Origin of the sequence: Kitasatospora aureofaciens (assembly GCF_001188955.3) — a bacterium.
GTDB lineage: Bacteria > Actinomycetota > Actinomycetes > Streptomycetales > Streptomycetaceae > Kitasatospora > Kitasatospora aureofaciens.
Window position 1 is genome coordinate 1 of sequence record NZ_JPRF03000022.1, and the last position, 17764, is coordinate 17764.

Annotated in this window: 16 protein-coding genes and 1 pseudogene; all 17 read left to right on the forward strand. The window is 70.1% G+C overall.

The window, feature by feature from the left end; genetic code table 11:
* On the forward strand, positions 1 to 1747 hold a 1747-nt coding region (gene rho, locus HS99_RS15440; protein ID WP_170066668.1), incomplete at its 5' end, for a transcription termination factor Rho.
* Positions 1748 to 1886: 139 nt separating this feature from the next.
* Entirely contained in the window at positions 1887 to 3032 is a 1146-nt protein-coding gene (locus tag HS99_RS15445) for an LCP family glycopolymer transferase (protein WP_046386194.1), read from the forward strand.
* Positions 3033 to 3183: 151 nt separating this feature from the next.
* On the forward strand, positions 3184 to 3405 hold the full coding sequence (gene rpmE, locus HS99_RS15450; RefSeq protein ID WP_030235761.1) for a 50S ribosomal protein L31: 222 nt from the start codon (positions 3184 to 3186) through the stop codon (positions 3403 to 3405).
* Positions 3406 to 3552: 147 nt separating this feature from the next.
* Positions 3553 to 4629 carry a peptide chain release factor 1 gene (gene prfA, locus HS99_RS15455; RefSeq protein WP_030282079.1) on the forward strand — a complete coding sequence of 359 codons (1077 nt, stop codon included), beginning with the start codon at positions 3553 to 3555 and terminating at the stop codon, positions 4627 to 4629.
* A 63-nt stretch (positions 4630 to 4692) separates the two neighbouring features.
* Entirely contained in the window at positions 4693 to 5559 is an 867-nt protein-coding gene (prmC, locus tag HS99_RS15460) for a peptide chain release factor N(5)-glutamine methyltransferase (RefSeq protein WP_030282077.1), read from the forward strand.
* A 214-nt stretch (positions 5560 to 5773) separates the two neighbouring features.
* Complete coding sequence (locus HS99_RS15465) at positions 5774 to 6421, forward strand: L-threonylcarbamoyladenylate synthase (RefSeq protein ID WP_030282075.1); 648 nt, start codon at positions 5774 to 5776, stop codon at positions 6419 to 6421.
* A gap of 32 nt (positions 6422 to 6453) precedes the next feature.
* Positions 6454 to 7094 (forward strand): annotated as a pseudogene (locus HS99_RS15470) (arsenate reductase/protein-tyrosine-phosphatase family protein).
* Positions 7095 to 7274: 180 nt separating this feature from the next.
* Positions 7275 to 8564, forward strand: a complete 1290-nt coding sequence (gene glyA / locus HS99_RS15475; RefSeq protein ID WP_030282069.1) for a serine hydroxymethyltransferase — start codon at positions 7275 to 7277, stop codon at positions 8562 to 8564.
* 174 nt (positions 8565 to 8738) lie between these two features.
* A complete protein-coding gene (locus HS99_RS15480) occupies positions 8739 to 10019 on the forward strand; it encodes an MraY family glycosyltransferase (protein ID WP_046386195.1) in 1281 nt (426 codons plus the stop codon).
* A gap of 298 nt (positions 10020 to 10317) precedes the next feature.
* On the forward strand, positions 10318 to 10761 hold the full coding sequence (locus HS99_RS15485) for a Cg1360 family ATP-synthase-associated protein (protein ID WP_030282065.1): 444 nt from the start codon (positions 10318 to 10320) through the stop codon (positions 10759 to 10761).
* Between the two features lie 285 nt (positions 10762 to 11046).
* Positions 11047 to 11862, forward strand: a complete 816-nt coding sequence (gene atpB / locus HS99_RS15490) for a F0F1 ATP synthase subunit A (protein ID WP_030282062.1) — start codon at positions 11047 to 11049, stop codon at positions 11860 to 11862.
* Positions 11863 to 11956: 94 nt separating this feature from the next.
* Positions 11957 to 12193 (forward strand): ATP synthase F0 subunit C, encoded by a 237-nt coding sequence (atpE, locus tag HS99_RS15495; RefSeq protein WP_030282059.1) that lies wholly within the window; start codon positions 11957 to 11959, stop codon positions 12191 to 12193.
* A gap of 34 nt (positions 12194 to 12227) precedes the next feature.
* Positions 12228 to 12785: a F0F1 ATP synthase subunit B gene (locus tag HS99_RS15500; RefSeq protein ID WP_030282057.1), complete on the forward strand. Its 558-nt coding sequence runs from the start codon at positions 12228 to 12230 to the stop codon at positions 12783 to 12785.
* Positions 12782 to 13597 (forward strand): F0F1 ATP synthase subunit delta, encoded by an 816-nt coding sequence (locus HS99_RS15505; protein WP_030282055.1) that lies wholly within the window; start codon positions 12782 to 12784, stop codon positions 13595 to 13597. Before HS99_RS15500 ends, HS99_RS15505 begins: the two co-directional genes overlap by 4 nt.
* A 155-nt stretch (positions 13598 to 13752) precedes the next feature.
* Positions 13753 to 15327 (forward strand): F0F1 ATP synthase subunit alpha, encoded by a 1575-nt coding sequence (gene atpA, locus HS99_RS15510; RefSeq protein WP_030282052.1) that lies wholly within the window; start codon positions 13753 to 13755, stop codon positions 15325 to 15327.
* A 32-nt stretch (positions 15328 to 15359) separates the two neighbouring features.
* Positions 15360 to 16274 (forward strand): F0F1 ATP synthase subunit gamma, encoded by a 915-nt coding sequence (locus HS99_RS15515; RefSeq protein WP_030282051.1) that lies wholly within the window; start codon positions 15360 to 15362, stop codon positions 16272 to 16274.
* 2 nt (positions 16275 to 16276) lie between these two features.
* The gene (gene atpD, locus HS99_RS15520) at positions 16277 to 17722 is read left to right on the forward strand and encodes a F0F1 ATP synthase subunit beta (protein ID WP_030282048.1); all 1446 of its coding nucleotides are present in this window, start codon (positions 16277 to 16279) and stop codon (positions 17720 to 17722) included.
* Positions 17723 to 17764 lie beyond the last annotated feature (42 nt).

The window sequence follows — 17764 nt, forward strand, 5'->3', positions numbered from 1 at the left end:
CCCCGGTCACGGCGCACCTGGTGGTGAAGACCACCGAGACCCCGGCCGAGAAGGGCTGGAACGTCGACGAGACCAAGACCATCGCGCCGTGCCACACCCCGACGCCGACGCCCCCACCGCCCCGGCCGCCGAGGCCGGCGCCGAGGCCGCCACCGTCGCGGTGGCCGAGCCCAAGCAGGCCGAGCGTCCGGCCGAGACCCGCGGCTTCGAGGGCCGCGAGGAGGGTCGTGAGACCCGTCGTGACCGCCGCGAGCGCCGTGACCGCCGCGAGTCGGGCGAGCGCACCGAGCGCACCGAGCGCCAGGACGGCGCCGAGGCCCAGGCCGGGCAGGACGGCGAGGGGCGCGAGTCCCGCCGCGACCGCCGCAACCGCCGCGAGCGCGCCGACCGCCAGGGCGGCCAGCAGGGCCAGCAGCAGGGCCAGGGCGACGGCCAGCAGCGCCGCGAGGGCGGCCAGCAGGTCCAGCAGCCGCAGGCCCAGCAGGGCGGCTACGACGACGACGAGTTCGGCGAGGGCCGCCGGGGCCGTCGCGGCCGCTACCGGGACCGCCGGGGCCGTCGCGGCCGCGAGGGCTTCGAGACCGGCGCCGTCGAGCCGCAGATCGGCGAGGACGACGTCCTGATCCCGGTCGCGGGCATCCTCGACATCCTCGACAACTACGCGTTCGTGCGTACCTCCGGCTACCTGCCGGGCCAGAACGACGTCTACGTCTCGCTCGCCCAGGTCCGCAAGAACGGCCTGCGCAAGGGCGACGCCATCACCGGTGCGGTGCGCCAGCCGCGCGAGGGCGAGCGCCGCGAGAAGTTCAACGCCATGGTGCGGCTGGACTCCGTCAACGGCATGGACCCGGAGACCGGCCGCGGCCGCCCCGAGTTCAACAAGCTCACCCCGCTCTACCCGCAGGAGCGGCTGCGCCTGGAGACCGACCCGGGCGTGCTGACCACCCGGATCATCGACCTGGTGTCGCCGATCGGCAAGGGCCAGCGCGGTCTGATCGTGGCGCCGCCGAAGACCGGCAAGACCATGGTGCTGCAGGCGGTCGCCAACGCGATCACCCACAACAACCCCGAGTGCCACCTGATGGTCGTCCTGGTCGACGAGCGTCCGGAAGAGGTCACCGACATGCAGCGGTCGGTGAAGGGCGAGGTCATCTCCTCGACCTTCGACCGCCCGGCCGAGGACCACACCACCGTCGCCGAGCTGGCCATCGAGCGCGCCAAGCGCCTGGTGGAGCTGGGCCACGACGTGGTCATCCTGCTGGACTCGATCACCCGCCTGGGCCGCGCCTACAACCTGGCGGCCCCGGCCTCCGGCCGCATCCTGTCCGGTGGTGTCGACTCGACCGCGCTGTACCCGCCGAAGAAGTTCTTCGGTGCCGCGCGCAACATCGAGAACGGCGGCTCGCTGACCATCCTGGCCACCGCGCTGGTCGAGACCGGCTCGCGCATGGACGAGGTGATCTTCGAGGAGTTCAAGGGCACCGGCAACATGGAGCTCAAGCTCGACCGGAAGCTCTCGGACAAGCGCATCTTCCCGGCCGTCGACGTGGACGCCTCCAGCACCCGCAAGGAGGAGATCCTGCTCGGCAGCGAGGAGTTGGCCATCGTCTGGAAGCTGCGCCGGGTGCTGCACGCGCTCGACTCGCAGCAGGCGATCGAGCTGCTCCTGGACAAGATGAAGCAGACCAAGAGCAACGCCGAGTTCCTGATGCAGATCGCCAAGACCACCCCCGGCTCCGGCGACTGACCGTAGTCGGACGGCTGGTCGAGCACGGAACCCCGGATCGCGCGAGCGGTCCGGGGTTCCGTGCGTTCCGGGCGCTTTGTTCCAGAGTTGGGACGACTTGGGGCTATTCGATCTTCTTGTCCGATTTACTCTGGACCGTATGGCCGAGCACAAGAGGGTCCCCAGTCGCCGCCGCAAGGTCCTGCGGGTGGCCGCCTGCGCGTTCGTCGCGCTCGTCGTCCTCGGCGGCGGAGCGGCCGGGTGGGCGTACCTGAAGCTCAACGGCAACATCAAGAGCGTCGACATCGACTCCCGCCTCGGCGACGCCCGGCCCCCGGCCGCCACCGACGGCTCCTTCAACATCCTGGTGCTGGGCTCCGACTCGCGGGTCGGCGAGAACGGCGACCTGGCCGGCGGGGCCACCGGCGACTCCGCCCGCTCCGACACCGCGATGGTGGTGCACATCAGCCAGGACCACTCCCGGGCCTCGATCGTCTCGATCCCGCGCGACACCCTGGTCGACCGCCCGCAGTGCACGGACAGCGCCGGCAAGGCCGTTCCGGCCGTCAAGCGCGCCATGTACAACAGCGCCTTCGAGAGCGGTGGCGCGGCCTGCGCGGTCAAGGCCACCGAGCAGCTCACCGGGCTGCGGATGGACCACTACCTCCAGGTGGACTTCGCCGGCTTCGCCCGGGTCGTGGACGCGATAGGCGGGGCCACCGTGACCACCGCGGTGGCCATCCACGACAAGGACAGCGGGCTCGACCTGCCCGCCGGTGAGCACCACCTCGACGGCCAGCAGGCGCTGGCCTTCGTGCGCACCCGGCACGGCGTCGGCGACGGCAGCGACCTCGGCCGGATCGAGCTGCAGAAGCAGATGGTCAAGTCGCTGCTCCAGCAGGCCGGCGGGACGGGACTGTTCTCCGACCCGGTCAAGCTGTGGTCGATCGGCGACACCATGACGAAGAGCGTCACCACCGACTCCGCGCTCGGCTCGGTGAACTCCCTGGTGGGGCTGGTGCGGGAACTCAAGGGGATCGGGCCGGACCAGTTGACCATGGTCACCCTGCCGGTGACGACGGCCCCCACCGACGCCAACCGGGTGGTCGAGCAGCAGCCGCAGGCCGGAAACGTCTGGGCGGCGCTCAGGGCCGACCAGCCGGTCCCGCAGGTGGTCCTGTCCGCCCAGCCGGAGAACCCCGCCCAGACGGCCCCCGCGGAGTCCGGCGCCGCCACCGCCCCCGCGGCGCACCCTGTCCCGAAGCCCGCTCCGAAGTCCACCGCCAAGGCCTCGGCCGGCCGCTGAACCACCCGCCGGGCGGCGCCCGGAATATCCCGGAACGGGACCCGGTTTGGGAAGATGCGGCCGGTCCTGGCAGACTGGTCCGTCGGTCCCGGTTCACGTGCGGCACTCCCAGCCGCCGACCCGGTGCCCTCCCGAAAACTAGGAGAACCCCTTGAAGTCCAACGTTCACCCGGAGTACGTGGTCACCCGCGTGACCTGCACCTGCGGCGCCGAGTTCACCACCCGCTCGACCGAGACCAGCGGCGAGATCCGCGCCGAGGTCTGCTCGCAGTGCCACCCGTTCTACACCGGCAAGCAGAAGATCCTCGACACCGGTGGCCGCGTGGCCCGCTTCGAGGCCCGCTTCGGCAAGCAGCACAGCGCGAAGGCCTAGCGCTCCCTCGGCGCCGGTTCCCGGTGCCCCCGGACTCGTTGTCGGGGGCGCCGGGGACCGGCGCCGTTCGCGTCCCAGCGCGCGGTCCACGGCTCCACCGTTCCGAACCCCCCACACGTTCCGATTCCCCGGGAAGAAGGCCACCCCATGTTCGAGGCAGTCGAAGAGCTCCTCGTCGAGCACGCCGACCTCGAGAAGAGGCTGGCCGACCCGTCCGTCCACGCCGACCAGAACAACGCCCGCAAGCTGGCCAAGCGGTACGCCGAACTGACCCCCATCACCCGGGTCTACCGGCAGTGGCGACAGGCCGGCGAGGACATCGAGGCCGCGCGCGAACTCGCCGCCGAGGACCCGGAGTTCATCTCCGAGGTGAAGGACTCCGAGGCCCGCCGCGAGGAGCTGACCGAGGAACTGCGGCTGCTGCTGGTCCCGCGCGACCCGAGCGACGACAAGGACGTCATCCTGGAGATCAAGGCGGGCGAGGGCGGCGAGGAGTCCGCGCTGTTCGCCGGCGACCTGCTCCGGATGTACCTGCGCTACGCGGAGCGGGTCGGCTGGAAGACCGAGATCATCGACTCCAACGAGTCCGACCTCGGCGGCTACAAGGACGTCTCGGTGGCCGTGAAGACCAAGGGCAACGCCGAGCCCGGCCAGGGCGTCTGGGCCCGGCTGAAGTACGAGGGCGGCGTGCACCGCGTGCAGCGCGTCCCCGCCACCGAGTCCCAGGGCCGCATCCACACCTCCGCGGCCGGCGTGCTGGTCACCCCGGAGGCGGAGGAGGTCGAGGTCGAGATCCTCGCCAACGACCTGCGGATCGACGTCTACCGCTCCTCCGGCCCCGGCGGCCAGTCGGTCAACACCACCGACTCCGCGGTCCGGATCACCCACCTGCCGACCGGTATCGTGGCGTCCTGCCAGAACGAGAAGAGCCAGCTGCAGAACAAGGAGCAGGCGATGCGCATCCTGCGTTCGCGCCTGCTGGCCGCCGCGCAGGAGGAGGCCGAGCGCGAGGCCTCCGACGCGCGCCGCAGCCAGGTCCGCACGGTGGACCGCTCGGAGCGCATCCGGACGTACAACTACCCGGAGAACCGCATCTCGGACCACCGCACGGGGTTCAAGGCGTACAACCTGGACCAGGTCCTGGACGGCGAGCTGAACGCGGTGATCCAGTCCTGCGTCGACAAGGACGCGGCGGCCAAGCTCGCCGCGGCCCAAGAGAACTGAGACCGGCGCGCCCCAGCCCGACGCAAGCCTGAAGCCGGAGCGCAGAAACAAGAGGTCGTACGGATGAACCTGCTGCTCGCCGAGGTGGCCCAGGCCACCCAGCGGTTGGCCGCGGCCGGCGTGCCGTCGCCGCGCTTCGACGCGGAGGAACTCGCCGCCTACGTCCACCACGTCAAGCGCAGCCAGCTGCACACGGTGAAGGACGCCGACTTCGACGCCCGCTACTGGGAGGCGGTCTCGCGCCGCGAGGCGCGCGAGCCGCTGCAGCACATCACCGGGCGGGCGTTCTTCCGCTACCTCGAACTGGAGGTCGGCCCCGGGGTGTTCGTGCCCCGGCCGGAGACCGAGTCGGTGGTCGAGTGGGCGATAGACGCGGTGCGCGACATGGACGTCGCCGAGCCGCTGGTGGTCGACCTGTGCTCCGGCTCCGGCGCCATCGCGCTCGCCCTGGCCCAGGAACTGCCGCGCTCCACCGTGCACGCCTTCGAACTCGACGAGGGGGCGCTGGAGTACACCCGGCGCAACATCGAGGCCAGCCCGGACCGGGCCAGGGTCACCCTGCACGCCGGGGACGCCACCAAGGCCTTCGAGGACGACCGCTCCTGGGACGGCCGCTTCGACCTGGTCATCTCCAACCCGCCGTACATCCCGCTCACCGAGTGGGAGTACGTCGCGCCCGAGGCCCGCGACCACGACCCGCAGATGTCCCTGTTCTCCGGCGAGGACGGCCTGGACACCATCCGCGGCATCGAGCGGGTCGCCGCCCGGCTGCTGCGCCCGGGCGGCGCGGTGGTGATCGAGCACGCCGACCAGCAGGGCGGCCAGGTGCCGTGGATCTTCAACGAGGAACGCGGCTGGACGGACACCGCCGACCACCGCGACCTGAACAACCGGCCGCGCTTCACAACCGCCCGAAGGGTCGGGTTGTGAACGGTCGAGCACAGCACAACCGCCCGAAGGGTCGGGTTGTGAACGGTCGAGCACAGCACGACCGCCCGAAGGGTCGGGTTGTGAACGGTCGAGCACAGCACGACCGCCCGAAGGGTCGGGTCGCGAACGGTCGAGCACAGCACGGCTGCGCGCACGGCCGTGCCGTGAGCACCGCCGTGAACGTCATGAGCCATTCCGGAAGGGGACCGCACCGATGAGCCGCCGATACGACTGTGCCGACGCCGGGGACCGCGCCACCGGCCTGCGCGAGGCCGCCTCGGCCATCCGCCGCGGCGAACTCGTCGTGCTGCCCACCGACACCCTCTACGGCGTCGGCGCGGACGCCTTCTCCCCGGAGGCCGTCGGCGAGCTGCTGGCCGCCAAGGGCCGCGGCCGCAACATGCCCTCGCCCGTCCTGGTCGGCTCGCCGACCACCCTGCACGGCCTGGTCACCGACTTCTCCGAGCAGGCCTGGGAGCTGGTCGACGCCTTCTGGCCCGGCGGCCTCACCCTGGTCGCACGGCACCAGCCCTCGCTGCGCTGGGACCTCGGCGAGACCCGCGGCACCGTCGCGGTCCGGATGCCGCTGCACCCGGTCGCCATCGAGCTGCTGAACACCACCGGCCCGCTCGCCGTCTCCAGCGCCAACAAGACCGGCGGGCCGTCCCCGGCGACCTGCGACGAGGCACAGGCCCAGCTCGGCGACGCCGTCTCGGTCTACCTGGACGGCGGGAAGGCAGACCACGCCACCGCCTCGTCGATCGTCGACGTCACCGGCAAGGTGCCGGTCCTGCTGCGGGCGGGCGCGATCAGCATCGAGCAGCTGAGGGAGGTCGTCCCCGACCTGGAGGCCGGAAGTTGACGCCCACCGCCTCGCTCCACGACGGGCTCGGCATAGCGCCGTACCTGAGCGTGGGCCCCAGGCCGCTGGACCACTTCCGGATCCTGTTCGTCTGCACCGGGAACATCTGCCGCTCGCCGATCGCCGAGCGGCTCACCCGGCGTGAGCTGGACACCCGGCTCAGCCCCCGGGTGGCCGGGCGGATCCTGGTCGAGAGCGCCGGCACCTGGGGCCACGTGGGCGCGCCGATGGAGGACCACGCCGCGACCGTGCTCAACGAGTACGGCGCCGACAGCGGCGGCTTCACCGGCCGGGAGCTGCTGGACGAGCACGTGGTCGAGGCCGACCTGGTGCTCACCGCGACCCTGGACCACCGCGCCCAGGTGATCTCGATGGGCCACGAGGCGGGGCTGCGCACCTTCACGATGAAGGAGTTCACCCGGCTGGTGCGGACGATCGACCCGGGCACCCTGCCCGACCCGCGCCGCGGCGCCGACGTCACCGAGCGCGCCCGCGCCCTGGTCCGGGCGGCCGCCGCGCTGCGCGGCTGGCTGCTGGCCGCGACCCCGGAGTCCGACGAGGTGGACGACCCGTACGGGGCCCGATCGGCATGTTCCGCAACTGTGGCGAGGAGATATTCCACGCGGTCGACCCGGTGGTCACCGCGCTCACCGGAGTCCGAGCACCGCACTGACCGGCGTCCGACCGGAGTCCGAGCACCGCACCGACCGGCGTCCGACCGGAGTCCGAGCACCGCACTGACGGGCGTACGGGCACCGGCCCCGGGGGCCGAACGGCCCTGCGCTGCCGAGCCGGGCGGCCGAGACGGTCCTACGCTGGGTGGACCGTCCCTGCAGCGCCCGGGAGCCCCGCCATGACCGTCACCGATGCCGCGACCGGCTCGACCGCCCCGACCACGACGACGGGACGCCCGTGGGCGTCCGAGGCGCTGCACCGGGCGGACCCGCAGATCGCCGACCTGCTGGCCGCCGAGGCCGAGCGGCGCGCCGAGACGATCCAGCTGCTGGCGGGTGAGAACCTGACCAGCCCGGCCGTCCTGGCGGCGCTGACCGGGCCGCTGATCGACAAGTACGCCGAGGGGTACCCCGGCCGCCGGCACCACACCGGCTGCGCGCTGGCCGACGCCGCGGAGCTGCTGGCGATCGACCGGGCGCGCCAACTGTTCTCCGCGCCGCACGCCAACGTCCAGCCCAGGTCGGCGACTTCGGCGATGCTGGCGGCCTACGCGGCGCTACTGCGGCCCGGTGACGGGGTGCTGGCGATGTCGCTGGAGCACGGCGGCCACCTCAGCTGCGGCTCGCGGGCGAACTTCTCCGGCCGCTGGTTCGACTTCACCGGCTACGGCGTGCGCGAGGCCGACGGCCTGATCGACCTCGACCAGGTGCGCGAGCTGGCCCGGCTGCACCGCCCCAAGGCCATCGTCGCGGGGTCGATCTCCCACCCCCGGCACCCGGACTGGGAGGCCTTCCGGGAGATCGCCGACGAGGTGGACGCCTACCTGATCGCCTCCGTCGCGCAGACCACCGGTCTGGTGGCGGCTGGGGTGGCGCCCTCACCGGTGCCGTACGCGGACGTCACCGTGGCGGCCACCCACAAACTTCTGCGCGGCCCGCGCGGGGGCCTGCTGCTGTCCACCGCGGAGCTGGCCGAGCGGATCGACCGCGCGGTGTTCCCGTTCACCCAGGGCGGCGCGGCGATGAACGAGGTGGCCGGGAAGGCGGTGGCCCTCGCGGAGGCCGGGACGCCCGCGTACCGGGCGTACGCGGAGCGGACGGTGTCCGGGGCGCGGACGCTCGCCAGGGGGCTCGCAGAGGCCGATATGCGCCCTCTGACGGGCGGCACCGACACCCACCTGGTGACCGTCGACGTGAGCCCGCTCGGCGTGACCGGCGCGGAGGCCGAACGGCGCTGCGCCGCGGCCGGGCTGCTGCTCGGCAAGTGCGCACTGCCGTACGACCCGGCACCGGTCGCCGAGGCGTCCGGAATCCGGCTGGGCACCGGCACCGTGACCACCCAGGGGATGGGCGTGCCGGAGCTGACCGAGATCGCCGCGCTGATCGCCCGGCTGCTGTCCGGGGAGGCGCCGGGGCCGGTCGGGGAGCGGGTCCGGGAGCTGGCGGCGGCGTTCGCCCGGCGCGGCTGAGAGGGGAAACGGCCACGGGTATCGGGATCTCTTACCCGGGAGAGCGAACCGCGATGCACACCCCGGGCGTCCGACTCAATAAGGTGTGTGCCGTGGCGACGCACCTCGAACCCCGGGAAGGCAGGGGAGTACCTTCGGTACCTCCCCGTTCGACAGTGATGCAGGAGGCCAGTGGTGCGTGAGTATCTGCTGGTGCTGTTCTGCACCGCCGCCGTCACCTACCTGCTGACCGGCCCGGTGCGGAAGTTCGCCATCGCGGCGGGCGCGATGCCCCCGGTCCGCGCCCGCGACGTGCACCGCGAGCCCACTCCGCGGCTCGGCGGCATCGCGATGTTCGGCGGACTGTGCGCGGGCATCCTGGTCGCCTCGCAGCTGGACAACCTGAGCAAGGTGTTCAACGGCGGCAGTGACATCCGCGCGCTGCTGTCCGGCGCCGGGATCATGTTCCTGCTGGGCGTGCTGGACGACAAGTGGGGCGTGGACGCCCTGGTGAAGCTGGGCGGCCAGATGATCGCCGCCGGCGTGATGGTCTGGCAGGGCGTCACGGTGATCAGCCTCCCGGTGCCCGGCGTCGGCTCGGTCGCGGTGAGCCCGACCCAGGGCATGGTCATCTCGGTCACCCTGGTCGTCGTCATGGTCAACGCGGTGAACTTCATCGACGGTCTGGACGGCCTGGCGGGCGGCATGGTCTGCATCGCCGCGATGGCGTTCTTCCTGTACAGCTACCGGCTCTGGTACGGCTACGCGATCACCGACGCGGCCCCCGCAGTGCTGTTCAGCGTGCTGCTGATCGGCATGTGCCTGGGCTTCCTGGCGCACAACATGCACCCCGCGCGGATCTTCATGGGCGACTCCGGCTCGATGATGCTGGGCCTGATGCTGGCCGTCGCCGCGATCTCGATCACCGGCCGGGTCGACCCGGACCTGATCAACAGCGAGACCGGTTCGCAGACCGCCACCGTGCACACCCTGGTGCCGATCTACATCCCGCTGCTGCTGCCGCTGACGGTCATCGCGCTGCCGCTGGCCGACCTGCTGCTCGCGGTGGTGCGCCGCACCTGGGCCGGCCAGTCCCCGTTCGCCGCCGACAAGCGTCACCTGCACCACCGGCTGCTCCAGGTCGGGCACTCGCACAGCCGCGCCGTACTGATCATGTACTTCTGGGCCGCGCTGATCGCCTTCGGCACGGTCGCCTTCTCGGTGACCAACACCGGCCGCACGGTGGTGCTGACCCTCGCCGGGCTCTGCCTGGTCGGCCTGGTGGTGTTGCTGACCCCGCGGTTCCGTCCGCGGGCCCCCCGGTCCGTGCAGTCCTTCGTCCCTCCCCGGTACCGGCGGCGGGCGTCCACCGCCCCGATGGCCGAACTGTCGGCGAAGGACAAGCAACTTCTGGGTGAAGTCAGCCGGGGTGCGTCCGTGCCCTCCGACCACCACAAGGCCACCGGCCGCCGTTGACCTGGGAGTTGACGGTAAGTCAAATGGGCTCACCCGTACGGCGGAATCGCTGGGCCGTCGGTGTGACAGGAGCCACACATTCATGGTAAAGCTCTCATCAAATAGTTTGTGATACCGTTCACGAGTACCGAGAACACGCCGAAAGACCTGACAGGTGGATGACTCCGTCCCTGCTCGGTCTCCCTCGACGGGCCCGCCGCACTCGCGGGCGGCCCGGCGGCGGTCACTCGGTCGGTGACACCCCGCCTTCATCTGTGCCCGTCCCCCGCCACATCGACATGCCGCCGGAGCTGCCGACATGCCGTCCACCGACGCCCGGATCCTCCGAGGCGCCGCGATTCCCACTGCGGTCGCCGGGATCATCGCCATGGCGATCTCCTTCGCCGTCGCCGGCGGGAAGGGCCTGCTCGGCGCACTCTTCGGCGCCCTGCTCGTGATGGCCTTCTTCAGCTTCGGCCAGATCGCGCTCGACCGGCTGACCAGGTCCAACCCGCAGATCATGATGGCTGCGGCGCTGCTGGTGTACACCACCCAGATCCTGCTGGTGGGCATCGTCCTGGCGGTCTTCAAGAACACCGAGCTGTTCAACCGGCAGGCCTTCGCCTTCACCCTGCTCGGCTGCGCCCTGATCTGGACGGGCTTCCAGGTGCGCGGCGCACTCAAGGCCAAGACGTTCTACGTCGACCCCGACGCCTCGGAAAACAAGGGCGACAAGCCCTCCGACAAGGGTCGTCAACAGTGACGAGGTCCGACTGTCCCCCCAACGAGGGGGGCGGTGTTTATGCCGCACTGACGGGCTGCTATCGTCCGTCGCAACAACGGAGTACGGGAAGAGGCCAGGTCTGTCCGGACAGTGGACGGATCGCCCCCCGGATCCGCGCAGTCTTCGATGATCCCGCGGTCGCGCAGCAAGCCGTCGCGCGGGGTCGGCGAGAAACCCATCAAGTTCCAGTGCCGCTCCGTGGTCGCAGGCCACGCCGACACACCGAGGTTGCCGTAACCATGCGTCACGACGAAGGAGTCCGCGGTGAGTGCTGAACTCACGTCCTCGCTCGCCTCAGGCAGTTGCCACTTCGGGGACGCTGGCTGCGGCTTCCCGGCCCCGGGCCTGAACGAGTTCCAGTTCAAGCCGATCTTCTCGATCGGCGGCATCGACTTCAACAAGCCGATGCTGCTGTCGATCGTCGTCGCGCTCCTGGTCGTCGTGTTCTTCTGGGCCGCCTTCGCGAAGCCGCGCCTGGTCCCGGGCAAGCTGCAGCTGGTCGGTGAGATCGGCTACGACTTCGTCAAGCGCTCCATCGTGCTGGAGACGATCGGCAAGAAGGGCGAGAAGTACGTCCCGATGCTGGTCTCGATGTTCTTCTTCATCTGGTTGATGAACATCATGTCGATCATCCCGTTCGCGCAGTACCCCGTGACGGCGACGATCGCGTTCCCGGCCGGCCTCGCGGCCGTCGTGTGGATCACCTACATGACGCTGACCTTCAAGAAGCACGGCTTCGTCGGCGGTTTCAAGAACCTCTGCTGGCCCTCGGGCATCCCCGGCTGGGTCATGTTCATCCTGGTGCCGATCGAGTTCTTCTCGAACATCTTCGTGCGCCCGTTCACGCTCGCGGTCCGAGCCTTCGCGAACATGTTCGCCGGCCACCTGCTGATCGTGATGTTCTCCATCGCCTCCTGGTACCTGCTCAGCCCGACCCTGGGCGCGCTGTACGGCTCGGCCTCGTTCGTCGTCGCCGTCGCCCTGACCGCCTTCGAGCTGCTGGTCCAGTTCCTGCAGGCCTACATCTTCGTGATGCTGGCCAGCAGCTACATCGCCGGTGCCCTGGAAGAGGCGCACTGAGCCACGGGGCCCTCGGCCCCGCCCAAGAACCAACCTCCCGGATCGCCCGGTGGCCAATCACCACCGGTTCACCACCCTGCAAAGGACAACGTCAATGAGCATCCTCGCTGAGGGCACTGTCTACGGTTCCGTCGCCTCCATCGGCTACGGCCTCGCCGCCATCGGCCCCGGCATCGGCGTCGGTCTGATCTTCGGTAACGGTGTCCAGGCCATGGCCCGCCAGCCCGAGGCTGCCGGTCTCATCCGTTCCAACATGTTCATCGGCTTCGCGCTGACCGAGGCGCTCGCCCTCATCGGCATCGTCATGCCGTTCGTCTTCGGCAACAAGTAATCCTGCCGCAGACCCTTTCGAGGAAGGTCCAGAAATGAGCATCGTGGCTCAGCTCGCGGCTGAGGAGAAGATGAACCCTCTTCTCCCCAACACGCCCGAGATCGTTATCGGCCTGCTCTGCTTCTTCATCGTCTTCGGTCTGCTCGGCAAGAAGCTCCTCCCCAGCATCGAGAAGGTGCTGTCGGAGCGCCGGGACGCCATCGAAGGCGGCATGGAGCGCGCCGAGGCCGCTCAGGCCGAGGCCCAGGCCCTGCTTGAGCAGTACCGCGCCGAGCTTGCCGAGGCGCGCCACGAGGCTGCCCGGATCGTCGAGCAGGCTCGCGAGCAGGGTGCCGCCCAGCTCGCCGAGATGCGCGAGGAGGGCCAGCGTCAGCGCGAGGCCATCGTCGCCGCCGGTCACGCGCAGATCGAAGCCGACAAGAAGCAGGCGACTGCCGCCCTGCGCCAGGACGTGGGTTCGCTGGCCACCCAGCTGGCTTCCCGCATCGTGGGCGAGTCCCTCGAGGACTCCGCCCGCCAGAGCGGCGTGATCGACCGCTTCCTGGACGAGCTGGAGGCCAAGGCGGCCGTTGCTCAGGGTGCGGCCAAGTGATCGGCGCCAGCCGCGAGGCTCTTGCCGCCGGTCGGCAGAACCTGGACAGCCTGACCGATTCCACCTCGGTGGACGCGGCCAAGCTCGCCGAGGAGCTCACCGCCGTCACGGCCGTACTGGACCGTGAGGTGTCGCTGCGCCGAGTCCTGACCGACCCGTCCCGGTCGGGCCAGGACAAGGCCCAGCTGATCACCTCGCTGCTGACCGGTCAGGTCTCCGGCGAGACCGTGGACCTGGTCTCCGGCCTGGTCCGCTCCCGCTGGTCGGGCTCGCGCGACCTGGTGGACGCGGCCGAGGAGCTCGCCGCGTACGCCGAGATCATCGCCGCGGACAAGGCCGGCGTCCTGGACGACGTCGAGGACGAGCTGTTCCGCTTCGGCCGGGTGGTGAGCGGTTCGCACGAGCTGCGCGCCGCGCTGACCGAGCCGAAGGCCGGCGCCGCCGCGAAGTCCGAGCTGGTCAAGAAGCTGCTCGGCGGCCGCACCAACGCCGGCACCGTCCGGCTGGTCACCGCCCTCGTGAACGCGCCGCGTGGCCGTAGCCTGGAGCAGGGCCTCGAGTCCTACTCGAAGCTCGCCGCCGCGCGCCGCGGCCGCATGGTGGCCCTGGTCACCAGCGCGGTGCCGCTGTCGGACGCCCAGAAGGAGCGCCTGTCCGGTGCTCTGGGCCGGATGTACGGCCGCCAGGTCCACCTGAACATCGACGTCGACCCCGAGGTCGTCGGTGGTGTCCGGGTGCAGATCGGCGACGAGATCATCGACGGCACCGTGTCGAGCCGCCTCGAAGGCGCTCGCCAGTCGCTCGAAGGCTGAGCAACCAGCAGCACATCCGACCCTCGGTCGGGAAACCGGCTCCCCAAGGAGTCGGCAAAACGTACGGCCGGTTCATACGACCCGGCCGAGAGTCGAGTACTTGCGGCCCTCAATGGCGGGCCGAGGATCGCAAACTAGGAGAGCAGGGAAGCCTGATGGCGGAGCTTACGATCCGTCCGGAGGAGATCCGGGACGCGCTGGCCGACTTTGTCCAGTCGTACCAGCCGGACGCCGCTTCTGTGGAAGAGGTCGGTACGGTCACTGACGCGGCGGACGGCATCGCGCATGTCGAGGGCCTGCCCTCGGTCATGGCGAACGAGCTGCTGAAGTTCGAGGACGGCACGCTCGGCCTCGCGCTGAACCTCGACACCCGCGAGATCGGTGTCGTCGTCCTCGGTGAGTTCGGCGGCATCGAAGAGGGTCAGACCGTGCGCCGCACGGGCGAGGTCCTCTCGGTTCCGGTCGGCGACGGCTACCTCGGCCGCGTCGTGGACCCGCTGGGCAACCCGATCGACGGCCTGGGCGACATCGCCGCCACCGGCCGCCGCGCCCTTGAGCTGCAGGCCCCCGGCGTCATGGCCCGCAAGTCGGTCAAGCAGCCGCTGCAGACCGGCATCAAGGCCATCGACGCGATGACCCCGATCGGCCGCGGCCAGCGCCAGCTGATCATCGGCGACCGCCAGACCGGCAAGACCGCGGTGGCCGTCGACACGATCATCAACCAGCGCGACAACTGGCGCTCGGGCGACCCGGAGAAGCAGGTCCGCTGCATCTACGTCGCCGTGGGCCAGAAGGGCTCCACCATCGCGTCCGTCCGCGGCGCCCTGGAGGAGGCCGGCGCGCTGGAGTACACCACCATCGTGGCCGCTCCCGCCTCCGACCCGGCCGGCTTCAAGTACCTCGCCCCGTACACCGGTTCGGCCATCGGCCAGGAGTGGATGTACGACGGCAAGCACGTCCTGATCATCTTCGACGACCTGTCGAAGCAGGCCGAGGCCTACCGCTCCGTCTCCCTGCTGCTGCGCCGCCCGCCGGGCCGCGAGGCCTACCCGGGTGACGTCTTCTACCTGCACTCCCGTCTGCTGGAGCGCTGCGCCAAGCTGAACGACGCCCTCGGCGGCGGCTCGATGACCGGTCTGCCGATCATCGAGACCAAGGCCAACGACGTCTCGGCGTACATCCCGACCAACGTCATCTCGATCACCGACGGCCAGTGCTTCCTGGAGTCCGACCTGTTCAACGCCGGCATCCGCCCGGCCGTGAACGTCGGTATCTCGGTCTCCCGCGTCGGTGGCTCCGCCCAGATCAAGGCCATGCGCTCGGTCGCCGGCCGTCTGCGCCTGGACCTCGCCCAGTACCGTGAGCTGGAGGCCTTCGCCGGCTTCGGTTCCGACCTGGACGCGGCCTCCAAGGCCCAGCTGGAGCGCGGTGCGCGCATGGTCGAGCTGCTGAAGCAGGGTCAGTACCAGCCGTTCCCGGTCGAGGAGCAGGTCGTCTCCATCTGGGCCGGCACCACCGGCAAGCTGGACGACGTCCCGGTCGCCGAGATCCGCCGCTTCGAGCGCGAGTTCCTGGACTTCGTGCGCCTGCAGCACAAGGACCTGCTGGCCGGCATCGTCGAGACCGGTCTGCTGGCCGACGGCACCGTCGACGCCCTGACCGAGGCGATCGCGGCCTTCAAGCAGGGTTACCAGACCGCCGACGGCAAGCTGCTCTCCGAGCAGGCCTGAGTCCGGTAGCGAGGGAAAGGACGTAACGACCCATGGGAGCACAGCTTCGGGTCTACAAGCGCCGGATCCGCTCTGTCACCGCGACGAAGAAGATCACCAAGGCGATGGAGATGATCTCCGCGGCGCGCATCGGTAAGGCGCAGCGCGCGGTGGCGGCCTCCGCTCCGTACGCCGACGAGCTCACCCGGGCGGTGACGGCGGTGGCCACCCGGTCCAACGCCAAGCACCCGCTCACCACCGAGAACCCGAACGCCGAGCGCGCGGCCGTCCTGCTGATCACGGCGGACCGCGGCCTGGCCGGCGGTTACTCGTCCAACGCCATCAAGGCCTCGCTGACGCTCACCGAGCGCCTGCGCGGCGAGGGCAAGGACGTCGTGACCTACATCGTCGGTCGGAAGGGTCTGTCGTACTACACCTTCCGCAACCTGGCGGTGGGGAACTCGTGGACGGGCTTCTCGGACAAGCCGACCTACGGTGACGCGAAGACGGTGGCGGCCGAGCTGATCGAGGCCTTCACGGCCGAGGACGGCGGCGTGGACGAACTCCACGTGGTCTCGACCGAGTTCGTGTCCATGCTGACGCAGGACGCGGTGGAGGCGCGGCTGCTGCCGCTGAAGCTGGACGAGGTCCAGCTCAGCGACCAGACGCCGGCCAAGTCGGAGATCTTCCCGCTGTACGACTTCGAGCCGTCGGCGGAGGGCGTCCTCGACGCGCTGCTGCCGCGGTACGTCGAGAGCAGGATCTACAACGCGCTGCTGCAGTCGGCCGCTTCCGAGCACGCCGCCCGCCGCCGCGCGATGAAGAGCGCGACGGACAACGCCGGCGAGCTCATCAAGTCGCTCACGCGGCTTGCCAACTCGGCCCGTCAGGCCGAGATCACCCAGGAAATCAGCGAGATCGTCGGTGGGGCCAACGCGCTCGCTGACGCCAGCCGCGGGAGCGAATGAGTATGACCACCACTGTTGAGCCGACCACGGCGACGGGCCGCGTCGCGCGGGTCATCGGCCCGGTCGTCGACGTGGAGTTCCCCGTCGACGCGATCCCGGACATGTACAACGCCCTGCACGTCGAGGTGGACAACCCCGACGGCTCGGGCAAGAAGACCCTGACCCTCGAGGTCGCCCAGCACCTCGGCGACGGCCTGGTCCGCGGCATCTCGATGCAGCCGACCGACGGTCTGGTCCGCGGTTCGCAGGTCACCGACACCGGTGCCGCGATCTCCGTGCCGGTCGGCCAGATCACCAAGGGCAAGGTCTTCAACGCCCTCGGTGACGTGCTGAACGTCGACCAGGCGGAGTTCGACTCCCAGGTCGAGGTCCGGTGGCCGATCCACCGCAAGGCCCCCGACTTCAAGGACCTCGAGTCCAAGACCGAGATGTTCGAGACCGGCATCAAGGTCATCGACCTGCTCACCCCGTACGTCCAGGGTGGCAAGATCGGTCTGTTCGGTGGCGCCGGTGTCGGCAAGACCGTTCTGATCCAGGAGATGATCTACCGCGTCGCCGAGAACTTCGGTGGTGTGTCGGTGTTCGCCGGCGTCGGCGAGCGCACCCGTGAGGGCAACGACCTCATCGACGAGATGGTCGACTCGGGCGTTCTGGACAAGACCGCGCTGGTCTTCGGCCAGATGGACGAGCCGCCGGGCACCCGTCTGCGCGTCGCGCTGTCCGCGCTGACCATGGCGGAGTACTTCCGTGACGTCGAGAAGCAGGACGTGCTCCTCTTCATCGACAACATCTTCCGGTTCACCCAGGCCGGTTCCGAGGTGTCGACCCTGCTCGGCCGCATGCCCTCCGCGGTGGGCTACCAGCCGAACCTGGCCGACGAGATGGGCCTCCTCCAGGAGCGCATCACCTCGACCCGCGGTCACTCGATCACCTCGATGCAGGCGATCTACGTCCCCGCGGACGACCTGACCGACCCGGCCCCGGCCACCACCTTCGCCCACCTGGACGCGACCACCGTTCTGTCGCGCCCGATCTCGGAGAAGGGCATCTACCCGGCCGTCGACCCGCTGGACTCCACGTCCCGCATCCTCGACCCGCGGTACATCGCGCAGAACCACTACGACACGGCCGTCCGTATCAAGGGGATCCTGCAGAAGTACAAGGACCTCCAGGACATCATCGCCATCCTCGGTATGGACGAGCTGTCCGAAGAGGACAAGATCACGGTCCACCGTGCCCGTCGCATCGAGCGCTTCCTCTCGCAGAACACCTACGTGGCGAAGCAGTTCACCGGTGTCGAGGGTTCGACCGTGCCGCTGTCGGAGACCATCGAGGCCTTCAACTCGATCGCCGACGGCAAGTACGACTCCGTCCCGGAGCAGGCCTTCTTCATGTGCGGTGGCATCGAGGACCTGGAGAAGAACGCCGCCGAGCTGGCGAAGAAGTAATCGCGGCCGGTAGCAGCTGAGTGACCGTGAGGGGTGGCCCCC

Bases quoted from the DNA above. Each gene is read 5' to 3' on its own strand.
- prfA (WP_030282079.1), top strand. From the start codon at position 3,553: ATGTTCGAGGCAGTCGAAGAGCTCCTCGTCGAGCACGCCGACCTCGAG.
- atpD (WP_030282048.1), top strand. From the start codon at position 16,277: ATGACCACCACTGTTGAGCCGACCACGGCGACGGGCCGCGTCGCGCGG.
- atpA (WP_030282052.1), top strand. From the start codon at position 13,753: ATGGCGGAGCTTACGATCCGTCCGGAGGAGATCCGGGACGCGCTGGCC.
- prmC (WP_030282077.1), top strand. From the start codon at position 4,693: ATGAACCTGCTGCTCGCCGAGGTGGCCCAGGCCACCCAGCGGTTGGCC.
- HS99_RS15445 (WP_046386194.1), top strand. From the start codon at position 1,887: ATGGCCGAGCACAAGAGGGTCCCCAGTCGCCGCCGCAAGGTCCTGCGG.
- HS99_RS15465 (WP_030282075.1), top strand. From the start codon at position 5,774: ATGAGCCGCCGATACGACTGTGCCGACGCCGGGGACCGCGCCACCGGC.
- HS99_RS15515 (WP_030282051.1), top strand. From the start codon at position 15,360: ATGGGAGCACAGCTTCGGGTCTACAAGCGCCGGATCCGCTCTGTCACC.
- atpE (WP_030282059.1), top strand. From the start codon at position 11,957: ATGAGCATCCTCGCTGAGGGCACTGTCTACGGTTCCGTCGCCTCCATC.
- glyA (WP_030282069.1), top strand. From the start codon at position 7,275: ATGACCGTCACCGATGCCGCGACCGGCTCGACCGCCCCGACCACGACG.
- HS99_RS15500 (WP_030282057.1), top strand. From the start codon at position 12,228: ATGAGCATCGTGGCTCAGCTCGCGGCTGAGGAGAAGATGAACCCTCTT.
- HS99_RS15485 (WP_030282065.1), top strand. From the start codon at position 10,318: ATGCCGTCCACCGACGCCCGGATCCTCCGAGGCGCCGCGATTCCCACT.